Genomic DNA, 11,629 nt, shown 5'->3' on the forward strand with positions numbered 1-11,629 from the left:
CATGAAAGATATTTATATAGAAGATTTTAAAGTCGCTTCAAAGATTGCTTTGAAGGATCGATCAACAACTTTCGATTTGGGAGAAGATGAAGATGAAGTAAAAGATCAACTTAGAAAAGTCAGAAAGAAGTTAGGGAAACTACAAGACAAGATGTATGCTCATGGTAAATATGCTGCTTTAATTTGTATACAGGGCATGGATACCGCAGGTAAAGATAGTCTCATACGTGAAGTGTTTAAAGATTTTAATGCCAGAGGGGTTGTAGTTCATAGCTTCAAAGTACCGACCGAATTGGAGTTGAAACATGATTATCTATGGCGACATTATATTGCCTTACCAGCCAGAGGAAAGTTCGGTGTATTCAACAGAACACATTATGAAAATGTGCTGGTAACGCGAGTGCATCCTTATTATATTATGAATGAAAATATTCCTGGAGTTAATGACGTTTCAGATATTAATGATGCCTTTTGGGATAAGCGTTTTGAGCAAATCAATGCTTTTGAAAAGCACATTGCAGAAAATGGTACCATAATTTTTAAATTCTTTTTGAATCTGTCCAAAGACGAGCAAAAAAATCGCTTGCTACGACGTTTAGATTTAGAAGAAAAGAACTGGAAATTCTCAGCAGGAGATCTCAAGGAGCGCAAACTTTGGGACAAATATCAAGAGTGTTATGAAGATGCTATAAATAGAACCTCAAAACCGCACGCACCATGGTACACCGTTCCTGCTGATGATAAACCTACTGCACGATATATTGTAGCTAGGATATTATATGATACGCTCAAGCAATACGACGATATCAAAGAGCCTGTGCTTGGAGAAGAAGAGCAAGCCAACATAGAATTGTATAGGCAGCAGCTTAATAATGAATAATAAAAAAAGCGACTTTAAAGTCGCTTTTTTTATTATTGTTTAATTAGTTTCTTCGTGATGAATCGATTTCCTGAAGTAATCTTCACAAGGTAAATACCACTGTTTAATCTCGAGACATCTACAGAATTATTTTCTGGTGTCACGTTAGATTTTAAAACCTGTTTACCCAGAACATCGTACATAACAATGTTTACATTATCAGTAATAGAAATATTGAATGTATGTCCATTAACAGGATTAGGATAGATAGAAAAGTTTTGAAACTCTTCTTCAATCACACTCAAAGATTGGTTATGCTGACCAAGATCAGAGCAATCGTCTTGTGGTAAAACATTCCACTCAGAAGGTGTGTATGTTGTATTTGGTCTGTCAACCGTTTCGTTTCTGATTAAAGTAAGATTTTGAGCAAAGTCAGTATCGTCACCAACAGTACCGATAATATCGATAAGGATGCCATTTTTGAACAGTCCAACAACGTCATTTCCATTAAATCCAGTTATAGAGTTATTGACATCGTCCTGTTCTGGTTGACAAGCACTATTTAATCCACTATTAGCAACAACATAAACATCTTCATTAGTGATTTGTGCACCATTAGGGAAATTGTAAGTTGTAGTAAAATCATTCCCATTGAAAGCTAATCTGATTGTGTAATCAGCTAAACTTACAGTACTTCCAGTGAAGTTGGCAATTTCTAAAGCTTTGTTTGTACCACCACCTTCAACATATTCAGAAATAAAAAGATCAATATTTCCTCCAGTAGAACCGTTATCAGTAGTCGTTTCACAAGCTTCGTTGCTAAACGCCGATTCATTTCCAGCCGCATCTTTAGCTTTTACTTCAAAACAATAGTTCGTATCAGGATCTAATCCTATTGCAGTAAAAAACGTATTAGATGTATTGAATGTATTCACATCATCTACATAGATGTCGTAAGATGCCACACCAATATTATCTGTTGAAGCAGTCCAAGTTAAATCTATAGTGTTATCCGTAGGATTCGATGTCAATAAGTTTGTTGGAGCTGTAGGAGCTTCAGTATCAGTTACAGGGTTCCAGATTAGATTAGCATATTCTGGATGATCTACAAAAGGGTTTGCATTTCCTTGGAAATCATAAGCAGCATTGTTTCTATCGCGCTCACGTTGATCAACAGGATCAACATTATAGTGCCAATCTAGTAGCATATCTAAAGCCCAAGTTTCGAACACTTGAAATTCAGTACCATTAAACATATCATATGTATATGTATCTACATCATCTTGATAACGAACAGCAAAGTATAACAATGCTCTTGCGATATCACCTTTGAATTCATCAATTGGTTCAAACATAGTACCCGAATAACCTACAATATCACTAGACCCTCTAAGAGAACCGTTCATTGAAGTCCAGTTGGCCGAAGCTACTTCACCAAAAGGTAAACTTCCTCTAAAGTTATTTACTCTACAATCTGTAGGGATAACACAGTGAATATCACTTTGCATTGGGAACTGACTGTTGTAAACCGATTGCGGAATTAAATGCTCTCTGTTGTAGCAATCACCTTCTTGAGTTTGGTTTCCACCATTGTCAACATTGTGAGTAAAATTGTATGGATCTGCTCCCGTAGGGTTTTCAGAATAAAAATCTAATACAGTACCATCATTTTCATAGTTATTCCCAGAAGACACATTAATGTCGGAGTGTGTATCAACGTAACCTTGAGATCCACTAATACCAGCACCGTCAAATAACTGGTCGTAAGAACGAGCAGTATGCCCATTGGTGACAATGTCACGCAATGCAGTCTTTAGATCGAAGCCTGTTTGTGTGGTTATCGCATCATAATAATTCGCAGGAATTTGTGCCGATGCAACTGATGTTATTAAAATGAATAAAATGTAAAATTGTTTCATATTATATGTTAATAATGTTCTCGATTTGGGTTATTGTTTCTCTAAAAGTGCCATGTAAAAACCATCAAAACCAGATTGATGGGCAAACACATTGTTGTCTTTTGCAAAAGTAAAGTCTTTTCCCGATTCGGATGTTAAGAATTTATCAACTTGATTTCGGTTTTCAGAAGGTAATACAGAGCATGTAGCATATACTAGTTTACCTCCAGGCTTTACCATCTTGGAATACTGCTGAAGACAGTGTTGCTGCACATCTCTAATCTCATCCAAAAACTCAGGCTGTAACTTCCATTTAGAGTCAGGATTTCGTCTTAGTACACCTAAGCCAGAACAAGGTGCATCGATAAGCACGCGATCGGCTTTGTTATATAGTTTTTTAACAGGTTTAGTTGAGTCTAAAACCTTCATGTCTATATTGTGAACACCATTTCGCTTAGCTCTGATTTTAAGCTTCTTAAGCTTACTTTCATAAATATCCATAGCAATAATCTGACCCTTGTTTTCCATTAATGATGCAAGGTGAAGTGTCTTACCACCAGCTCCTGCACAAGTATCAACAACTTTCATGCCTGGTTTTACGCCTAGATAATCTGCTACTAACTGAGACGAAGCGTCTTGCACTTCAAAATACCCTTTTTTAAAAGCTTCAGTTTTAAAGACATTCGCTCTTTGCGTAAGCTTTAATGCACTTGGATAACCTTTGATGAATTCAGTCTCAATATTCTCATCAAATAGAATGCTTTGTAATTTTTCTTTTGAAATCTTGAGCGTGTTGGTTCTCAAAATAACTTCAGCTTGTTCATTTAGTTTTGTGAGCTCTTTGGACCAAAGCGATTCACCAAGTTCAGAAACCGCTACTTCGTCAATCCAGTCTGGTATAGACTCTTTAAAGACTCTAGTATTTGAAAGTTCATCAAACTTGCCTTTTATCTTACGAGAAGGCGTAGAAGTAAAGTACTTCCAATCGGGTAATCTAATCCCTTTTAATGTTGCCCAAACTGCAAAAATGCGCCACAACTCATCCCTTGAAAAAGGTGCTTTTACATTAGCGATTTCAGCATATAGACGTTTATAGCGGACTATTTCATAAACAGTCTCAGCAATAAAGCCTCGATCTCTGCTTCCCCAACGTTTGTCTCTCTTCAACAACATTTGCACTACCTTATCGGCATACATATCCTCATTGAAGATTTGGTGCAAACCGTCAATAACTGCAAAACAAAGATTTCTGTGTAAACGCATCAGATAAAAATAAGCGTGCAAATGTACGTTTTATTCGTCAATTAATTTCCTTACTTTGCTAAATAAACCCTTTAATTGAGCAGAGAAGATTTCATAAAAGACTTAAGAGAAGGTGCACCTTCGGCTTATAGCAAGCTTTTAGATGATTTTCAGCATAAGGTTTTCAATACTTGCCTGTCTTTCATACCAAATAAGGAAGATGCTGAAGATGTAGCTCAAGAGGTCTTTGTCGAAGTTTATAATTCTATCAATAAGTTTAAAGGCGACTCCAAATTATCGACCTGGATATATAAGATAACGACCAATAAATGTTTGGAACTAATCAGAAAGCGAAACGCCAAGAAACGTTTTGCTTTTTTACAATCTATTACAGGGAATCAAACACCAATAGATAAGACCAATTATTTCACGGAATTTAATCACCCAGGAATTCAGCTAGAGCAAAAGCAGGAAAATGAAATCATTTTTAAAGCGATTAACTGTTTGCCTGATGCCCAACGTATTGTATTTACTTTGCATAAGATAGATGGCAAAAGCTATAAAGAAATAAGTGAAATAGTTGGTAAAAGTCTGTCTTCTGTAGAATCTTTGATGTTTAGAGCAAAAAAGAATTTGCAGAAACTATTAGAAGATTATTATAAAAATAAAGGATAGCGCAAGTTTTTTTGAAACGTTGCATCTAAATATAAAAACAATGGATAAGGATAAAGAAATACTCCAAAACGTAGATAAAGCATTTCAATCAATAGATTCTATTGAGTCCGTTGATGCATCGCCTTTTTTTAAAGATAAAGTGATGCAGCAAATTGCTAATGCAAAATCTGAAGTTCCACGTACTGCATGGAATTGGTTCTCTCCTCAATTACAACTTACACTATTAGTTGCTGTTATTGTTTTGAATGTTATTGCTTACATTCAAATGAATACAAGTAACTATAATGAAGAGATTGATAGCATTGCTCAAATGTATGGGTTGTCTGAAAGCGAAAACAATGAAATACAATTTAACTAACCATGAAAAATAGAATACTATACATATTACTTGGGTTTTTAATAATTGCAAACGGATTCTTCTTGTATCAATTTTTTGATAAGCCTAAAAAGAGAGGACAGAAACCAGAGCTTTTTATGGTTAAAGAGTTAGGGTTCAGTGAAAAGCAAATGCAAGACTTTAGGGTAATGAGTGATTTACACTTTGATCAAATGCAGCATATTGCTCATCAAATAAGAAGACATAAGGATGAGTTATTTTCGAAAATAGGAAATGATAGTATAGATGAAAGGGATATTGATTCTTTGACCAAAATAATTGGCGATTTAGAAAAAGAAAAAGACGCCAAATTATTTCATCATCTTCGAAAGGTTAGAGCGCTATGTAACGATGAACAAAAAGCAAAGTTTGAAACCATAATGAAGGACGCGCTTCGGCGAGGAGCAAGAGGCCCAAGAGGGCCTGGGCCAAAAGGAGATAGGCCGCCGCCAAGACATTAAAAATTAAAAAACTCTCAATCATTGAGAGTTTTTTTTTGATGATAGCACAAGTTTTTTTTCAGAAGTGCATCTCAATATACATAACCTTAAAATCGATACAATGAAAAAAAGCAATGAAAGTATGTGGATAACCTTGATGACATTATTCTGTTTTGGGACATTCGCTATTAATGCTCAACCAGACAGAGGAGGTCAAAGAGGAGAGCGACAACAGCCTTCAACAGAACAAATAATGAAACACTTAGATGCAAATAAGGATGGAAAGATTTCAAAAGAAGAGGCTAGAGGACCATTATCAGAGCACTTTAATAAGGTAGATTCTGATAATGATGGGTTTATTACTAAAGAAGAACTTGAAAAAGCTCCTAAACCTAGAAATAACAGATCTCAACGAAAAGGAAGGATGGATAATAAAAAGGCTAAGGAATCTCAACCAAGCAATGAAGATGTATTCAAAACATTAGATGTTAATAAAGACGGCAAAATTTCAAAAGAAGAAGCTAAAGGTCCCATAAAGACGCACTTTGATAAAATAGATGTAAATGGTGACGGATTTATTATTAAAGATGAATTAGAGATTACTTCAAATTCAATTCCAAAAGGAGGTAAGTAATAGCACAACCAATTAACTGTAAATATGATTAACCTTTAAATATATAAGCAATGAAAAAGATGATCAAACTCATACTCCTATTAGAACTTCTAGTTTTTGTTTTTGCGGCTTGTTCCAATAGTGACGACACAGATCCGAATAACGATGCAGAAGCTCTAGATTGTACAAATACAACAAGCATTTTTACAATCAATTTAGACCCTACCCAATGTAGTGTGGACATTGAAAACGAACTTAATACTACAAGCCATTACCAAGAAACCATCAATGGAACTACCAGAAGTATTACAATTAATGGTATTGTAAGTCATAATGTTGGTGTTTTTCCAAACTCGGGCAATCCAAATACAATTGATGTCGTAAATCAAACCTTTTCGACTACAACCAATCCTCAATTGGCTGTATCAATAACTGGAGGTCAGGGGTATACGACAGCAATCTTGTTTTCAGGAGCAGTTGTAGAACCGTTTACAGCTGAATTCTTTGTGGGTTCGGGAGGCACAAATATGAACTGGAATATTACAACGCTACAGTCTCAAACAAGTTTGGGATTAGATTGTAATAATGCCCATGTACAGCCAACAGGTCGTTACCATTATCATGGAACACCATCTGCATATCTAGAAGATTTGTCTGTAGATGGCACGCAAATGATTAAAGTAGGTTATGCTGCAGATGGATTTCCTATCTATTATAAGTATGCTTATGCGGATGATGGTACCACTATCGTAGTACAAGAAAGTGGCTACCAATTAAAAACTGAGGATAGAGGAGGAGATGGTTTATCGGCGCCGAGTGGATGCCCAGATGGATATTACTTTCAAGATTACGAATATATAAGTGATAATTCAGAATTGGATGAATGCAACGGGCGCTTCGGAAAGACTCCAGAATCGGATAACGAATACTTTTATGTCATTACCGATAATTTCCCATCCATGCCATTGTGTTTTTCAGGAACGCCAGATAGTAGTTTTAGTCATTTCTAATACACGATATCATGAAACTTTTAACATACATGGCGCTTTTAGTTTCATTTTTCATGGTGCGTTATTCAGCCGTTGCGCATAATCCCAATGAGGTTAATTATAACATTGTGGTTAATGATGAAAAACAAGAACTGGTAGTGCATTTTACACCAATGACAGCAATACAGTTGCTCAAGGTTTTAGAACCAAAACTGAAAGATGCTAAACTTATTAAGCTCGAAAATTACTTAGATACGTTTGAAACATACTTCAATGAGACGATAATATTTTCGATTGATAGTAATACGATAGAGTTCGATTTGATTGATAGTGATTTGAATAAACACGATGCGACATTGACATTTCATTTAGACTTAGTTTTAATGGAAAGTCCGTCTTACGAGATTACTGTAAATAGCTTTACTGAGATTTATAAACGTTTACAGAACGTAGTGACGATAGAGTTAGACGGAAAACAATCTAACTGTATTTTGAGTGAATCATCAACCCATTGTAGCTCTGATAAAACTGTGATTGCCAAAAGCAATAGTAGTCTAAGTATCTATTATATGCCTTTAATATTAATAGCCTTAGGTATAATCGGCTTTGCATATTTTAAAAAGAAGCAGATTAACATTGATTGATAGTTTATTTGTTAATTTTGAAAAGCTTCAAGGTTGTATAATCTTGAAGCTTTTCTATTTTTATAAAAAATTAATCATGAAACCTTACCTGTTATCCCTCATAGTACTGTTCTTACTGTCTTGTCAAGACGATCAAAAACTCGATAGAACGCTTTCCAAAGTAGATATTAAACCAATTTTTGAAGACTCGACACTAAGTGTAAGAGCCATAGATTTTGACAAAGACTATTTGTATTATGGAAGTGCTGATCACATAGGGAAGAGAGCCTTTAAAAAGAAGGGTTTGAGAGTTGTAGGTATAAAAATGGGAGCAGGAAGTATTGATTTTAAACATGTTATTACTCACGAAAACGAACCGTTACATTTTAGAGCTATAGCAAGTACTGCTGAGAATTACTTCGCAATTTCTATTGCAAACCCAGCGAAACTATATAAGATATCCAAAGATGAAAATAAACCTGAATTGGTCTATACAGAAGAGAACGAAAAAGTATTCTATGATTCTATAGACTTTTGGAATGATAAAGAGGGAATTGCCATGGGAGACCCGACTGATGGTTGTATTAGTATAATCATTACGAGAGATGGAGGAGATACATGGCAGAAAGTATCTTGTGATAAATTACCCAAAGCAGAAGAAGGAGAAGCAGCATTTGCTGCAAGCGATACTAACATTAAAATAGTGGGTGATAAAACCTGGATCGCAACAGGAGGTAAGGCAAGTCGAGTTTTATTTTCATCAGACAAAGGCAACACCTGGAAGGTTTACGATACACCAATTGTACAAGGAAAAGAAACTACTGGGATGTATTCGATGGATTTTTACGATGAAAAGAATGGATACGCGATAGGAGGTGATTATACCAAAGCTGCAGATAGTACAGCAAATAAAATAAGAACTGATGATGGAGGAAAGACTTGGCAACTAGTAGCCGAAAATCAGAGCCCTGGCTACCGAAGCTGTGTGCAATATATTCCAGAGCGAGGTGGCAAAGAACTTATAGCTGTTGGCTTTAAAGGTATTGATTATAGTAACGATTATGGCGACACCTGGAAACATCTAAGTGATGAAGGGTTTTATACAGTTCGTTTTTTGAATGATAGTATTGCTTATGCAGCAGGTCGAGGTCGTATCAGTAAGTTGACATTTAGAGAGTAGTTAGTAAGTATTACCAACTTCAACTAAGCTGTTTTTTTCATTATGTTTTGGTGCTATTGGGGCAGCCATACAACATGTAGAGCCAAGGTAGAACAAAGCTAATTCATCTAGCTTTTCAATGGTATTTCCGACGGCTACCTTTTCTGGTAATTCAATGGTGCCGACGGCTGGTCCACCAACTACTGACAAATACCAAGTACGTCCAAGACCATCAACAATGTCGATATTTACGCGCTCATTTCTAAACGCAGGTAAGGATGGGTTATGTTTGTAGATCCAAGGCCTGAGTACAACTAAATCACCTTTTATATGCTGAATTCTACTAATAGTACCAGTTATAGGTGTGTGAATTCTATGATAATTTTTGTTGTGTAAGAAGACATTGCTAAATGTATAATCCTCAGGAATATCACCTTCTTTCAATCCAAAAATGTTATATACAGTACTGATATCACCTTTAACAGAAATGTCTTTAATATCTTTTACTTTCTCTAGATCACATAATAAACCTTCGCAAGGCCATACCGAAAAACTTCTTGTAAGAGGCACTTCTTTGAGCTGCCTTATGAAGAAGTCTTGAAAACTTTCATATCTGGTTTTACCATTAGGAGGCTTGAATTGATCCAAGTAGTTAGGATCGTTATAATGAAACTTACAATACGGTTTTATAAACTGTTTAGATAGTGGAGTGTCATAAATCTTAGTGTAGATTTTTGAAAGTTTCCGTTGGATTGGGCTGGGGATGTTTCCCCATATTTTTACAGATAAATACTTGTAAAATGCTGCGTCACTATCGCTGAGGACTACATTATCCGTTTTCCTGAATTTTGAATTGATTGATTGATGATGAGGTTGCATGGATACTAAGTTGGCAAAAAATAAAAAACAGGTCTATTAAAGACCTGTTAAAGAATATGTTATATTTTGTTAATATTAGTTCCGCATACCACCTCTTTGTTTACGCATTTCCCTTAATTTGTTGAGGAGTTCTTTATTAAATGCTTCCTCAGTTACCTTAAGCTGTATGATTTTTTGTGGAGGGATTACATTTTTTAAATCGCTTACGAGTTGCTTCTTCGCTTCGTGCAATTTATCCTCTACAGCCATGAATTGATCAAGAATCTTTTGAGCTTCAGCTTCTGATAAATCTCCATTCCTCATGGCTTGTCTTACCCCTTTAAGGTCATTCTTACGTGTGTTTGCAACTTTGTCTTCATAAGCATTGTAAATTGGCCAGAATTGCTGAGCCTCTTCTACGGATAGGTTTAAACGTTGCGTAATGAAGGCAACTTTCTGCGCACGTACTTTTTCTCGCATTTTATGACCTCCAGGCTGAGCATAAACACCTATGCTCATAAACATGATTAGTATTGGAATAATTAATTTCTTCATGGCTTATTGTTCTAAAATGTCTTCTATATTAATATTATCTAATAAGTAAGTTTCTAATTCTGTTTCGTCTAGTTCTTCTTCAACGATATTAAAATCCTCATCCAGGAAATCAGCTTCGTTAAGTAATGATGCTAACTCATAACTATTCAAATCTTGCTCCACTAAGTAGGTTTCTACCATTTCAGAATCTATAGCATCATTATCTCTGTTAATAAATACACTAAACATAATAAGTACAGCGGCTGCTACTCCAGACAGATACATAAAGTTGCGTCTGGTAAACAAACTTCGTACGTTGCCATTATCATCATCTAAACGTGCAAATACTTTGTCCTCTATACCATCTAAATAATCAATAGGTTCTACATAACCAGAAGATTTAACACCCTCTAATGGACTATTGATTTTATTAAGGATGTTATCCTCAACAGTATCAAAATAGCCTTCAGGAGCTTTGAAGCCTGTTTTAGAAATGTTATGTAGTTCTTTGTTACTCATCGGATGTTTGACTAAAATATACTTAAAAGGTTTAATCTGCTGTTAAAAAGGCTTCAATTTTTTTCACTGCAATATGATATGATGCCTTTAGAGCACCTTCGCTAGTTTCAAGAACCTGTGAGATTTCTGAATATTTGAGATCATCAAAATATTTCATGTTGAATACCAATTGTTGTTTTTGAGGTAGCGTAGCAATGGCTTGTTGTAATTTGTGCTGAATTGCATCGCCTTCAAAATATACATCAGCCTTCAAACTATTAACAGCATGCTGTTGTATTTCTGCACTACTTATCTGCATGCGCTTTGCATTTTTGTTGAGATGCGTAATGGATTCGTTTGTTGCAATTCGATACATCCATGAAAACAATTTGCTTTCACCTTTGAACTTATCAATGCTTCTGTAAACCTTTATAAAAGTGTTTTGTAAGACATCATCTGCATCATCATGATTAATTACAATCTTACGTATATGCCAATACAAACGCTCTTTATAAAGCTTCATGAGCTCTCTAAATGCATTTTCCTTTGTAGCTGCTTTTTGCAACCGTATTACTAAATCTACCTCTTTATCCAAACAGAAAAGTTTGCTTTTTGACTAATATGAAACGTAAAAGTTTAATCTAATATCGTACTTTTTTGATTAATATTTTAAATAATTGATTATCAGAAATATACAATTAATATTATCGACAAAGTGATTAAAAAGTACGATAAAATGCATTTTTTTCTTGTTTAAATGAAAATTATGTTCTAAGTTTACATCAGCTTAACCTATATATGTTACCAGTGTCCCCAAATCTGGTAGCATTTATGAAAAGGCGGTCTTTTCGGGTCGTCTTTTTTC

At 35.2% G+C, this 11,629-nt stretch carries 14 protein-coding genes; 8 read left to right on the top strand and 6 right to left on the bottom strand.

Going from position 1 to position 11,629, the window contains the following annotated elements:
- Position 1: 1 nt before the first annotated feature.
- A complete protein-coding gene (locus NCE97_RS11865) occupies positions 2 to 880 on the top strand; it encodes a PPK2 family polyphosphate kinase (RefSeq protein ID WP_353779486.1) in 879 nt (292 codons plus the stop codon).
- Between the two features lie 32 nt (positions 881 to 912).
- Here the strand turns inward: NCE97_RS11865 and NCE97_RS11870 are convergent, their stop codons facing one another.
- Both NCE97_RS11870 and NCE97_RS11875 read right to left on the bottom strand, forming a co-directional pair.
- Complete coding sequence (locus tag NCE97_RS11870) at positions 913 to 2,778, bottom strand: endonuclease (RefSeq protein ID WP_353779487.1); 1,866 nt, start codon at positions 2,776 to 2,778, stop codon at positions 913 to 915.
- Between the two features lie 30 nt (positions 2,779 to 2,808).
- A complete protein-coding gene (locus tag NCE97_RS11875) occupies positions 2,809 to 4,020 on the bottom strand; it encodes an RsmB/NOP family class I SAM-dependent RNA methyltransferase (RefSeq protein WP_353779488.1) in 1,212 nt (403 codons plus the stop codon).
- 75 nt (positions 4,021 to 4,095) lie between these two features.
- On the opposite strand from NCE97_RS11875, the gene NCE97_RS11880 reads away from it, so the two are divergent.
- From NCE97_RS11880 to NCE97_RS11910, 7 genes are all read left to right on the top strand, one after another.
- Positions 4,096 to 4,674 carry an RNA polymerase sigma factor gene (locus NCE97_RS11880; protein WP_353779489.1) on the top strand — a complete coding sequence of 193 codons (579 nt, stop codon included), beginning with the start codon at positions 4,096 to 4,098 and terminating at the stop codon, positions 4,672 to 4,674.
- A 40-nt stretch (positions 4,675 to 4,714) separates the two neighbouring features.
- A complete protein-coding gene (locus NCE97_RS11885; RefSeq protein WP_353779490.1) occupies positions 4,715 to 5,032 on the top strand; it encodes a hypothetical protein in 318 nt (105 codons plus the stop codon).
- Between the two features lie 2 nt (positions 5,033 to 5,034).
- Positions 5,035 to 5,511, top strand: a complete 477-nt coding sequence (locus NCE97_RS11890; RefSeq protein WP_353779491.1) for a Spy/CpxP family protein refolding chaperone — start codon at positions 5,035 to 5,037, stop codon at positions 5,509 to 5,511.
- Between the two features lie 100 nt (positions 5,512 to 5,611).
- A complete protein-coding gene (locus NCE97_RS11895; RefSeq protein WP_353779492.1) occupies positions 5,612 to 6,124 on the top strand; it encodes an EF-hand domain-containing protein in 513 nt (170 codons plus the stop codon).
- A 50-nt stretch (positions 6,125 to 6,174) separates the two neighbouring features.
- Positions 6,175 to 7,113, top strand: a complete 939-nt coding sequence (locus tag NCE97_RS11900) for a YHYH protein (RefSeq protein WP_353779493.1) — start codon at positions 6,175 to 6,177, stop codon at positions 7,111 to 7,113.
- Positions 7,114 to 7,124: 11 nt separating this feature from the next.
- Positions 7,125 to 7,736 (top strand): DUF6702 family protein, encoded by a 612-nt coding sequence (locus NCE97_RS11905; RefSeq protein ID WP_353779494.1) that lies wholly within the window; start codon positions 7,125 to 7,127, stop codon positions 7,734 to 7,736.
- Between the two features lie 76 nt (positions 7,737 to 7,812).
- On the top strand, positions 7,813 to 8,895 hold the full coding sequence (locus NCE97_RS11910) for a WD40/YVTN/BNR-like repeat-containing protein (RefSeq protein WP_353779495.1): 1,083 nt from the start codon (positions 7,813 to 7,815) through the stop codon (positions 8,893 to 8,895).
- Here NCE97_RS11910 and NCE97_RS11915 read toward each other — a convergent pair whose 3' ends face one another.
- The 4 genes from NCE97_RS11915 to NCE97_RS11930 form a co-directional block, all read right to left on the bottom strand.
- Positions 8,896 to 9,753, bottom strand: a complete 858-nt coding sequence (locus tag NCE97_RS11915; RefSeq protein WP_353779496.1) for a phosphatidylserine decarboxylase — start codon at positions 9,751 to 9,753, stop codon at positions 8,896 to 8,898.
- A gap of 75 nt (positions 9,754 to 9,828) precedes the next feature.
- Positions 9,829 to 10,287 (bottom strand): sensor of ECF-type sigma factor, encoded by a 459-nt coding sequence (locus tag NCE97_RS11920; RefSeq protein WP_353779497.1) that lies wholly within the window; start codon positions 10,285 to 10,287, stop codon positions 9,829 to 9,831.
- 3 nt (positions 10,288 to 10,290) lie between these two features.
- Complete coding sequence (locus NCE97_RS11925) at positions 10,291 to 10,785, bottom strand: twin-arginine translocation signal domain-containing protein (protein ID WP_353779498.1); 495 nt, start codon at positions 10,783 to 10,785, stop codon at positions 10,291 to 10,293.
- Between the two features lie 31 nt (positions 10,786 to 10,816).
- A complete protein-coding gene (locus NCE97_RS11930) occupies positions 10,817 to 11,359 on the bottom strand; it encodes an RNA polymerase sigma factor (protein ID WP_353779499.1) in 543 nt (180 codons plus the stop codon).
- Positions 11,360 to 11,629: the final 270 nt, after the last annotated feature.

Source organism: Winogradskyella sp. 3972H.M.0a.05 (assembly GCF_040493455.1).
In the GTDB taxonomy this organism is placed as follows: domain Bacteria; phylum Bacteroidota; class Bacteroidia; order Flavobacteriales; family Flavobacteriaceae; genus Microcosmobacter.

Coding starts and splice junctions, on each gene's coding strand:
- NCE97_RS11865 (WP_353779486.1), top strand. CDS start 2: ATGAAAGATATTTATATAGAAGATTTTAAAGTCGCTTCAAAGATTGCT.
- NCE97_RS11870 (WP_353779487.1), bottom strand. CDS start 2,778: ATGAAACAATTTTACATTTTATTCATTTTAATAACATCAGTTGCATCG.
- NCE97_RS11875 (WP_353779488.1), bottom strand. CDS start 4,020: ATGCGTTTACACAGAAATCTTTGTTTTGCAGTTATTGACGGTTTGCAC.
- NCE97_RS11885 (WP_353779490.1), top strand. CDS start 4,715: ATGGATAAGGATAAAGAAATACTCCAAAACGTAGATAAAGCATTTCAA.
- NCE97_RS11890 (WP_353779491.1), top strand. CDS start 5,035: ATGAAAAATAGAATACTATACATATTACTTGGGTTTTTAATAATTGCA.
- NCE97_RS11895 (WP_353779492.1), top strand. CDS start 5,612: ATGAAAAAAAGCAATGAAAGTATGTGGATAACCTTGATGACATTATTC.
- NCE97_RS11900 (WP_353779493.1), top strand. CDS start 6,175: ATGAAAAAGATGATCAAACTCATACTCCTATTAGAACTTCTAGTTTTT.
- NCE97_RS11905 (WP_353779494.1), top strand. CDS start 7,125: ATGAAACTTTTAACATACATGGCGCTTTTAGTTTCATTTTTCATGGTG.
- NCE97_RS11910 (WP_353779495.1), top strand. CDS start 7,813: ATGAAACCTTACCTGTTATCCCTCATAGTACTGTTCTTACTGTCTTGT.
- NCE97_RS11915 (WP_353779496.1), bottom strand. CDS start 9,753: ATGCAACCTCATCATCAATCAATCAATTCAAAATTCAGGAAAACGGAT.
- NCE97_RS11920 (WP_353779497.1), bottom strand. CDS start 10,287: ATGAAGAAATTAATTATTCCAATACTAATCATGTTTATGAGCATAGGT.
- NCE97_RS11925 (WP_353779498.1), bottom strand. CDS start 10,785: ATGAGTAACAAAGAACTACATAACATTTCTAAAACAGGCTTCAAAGCT.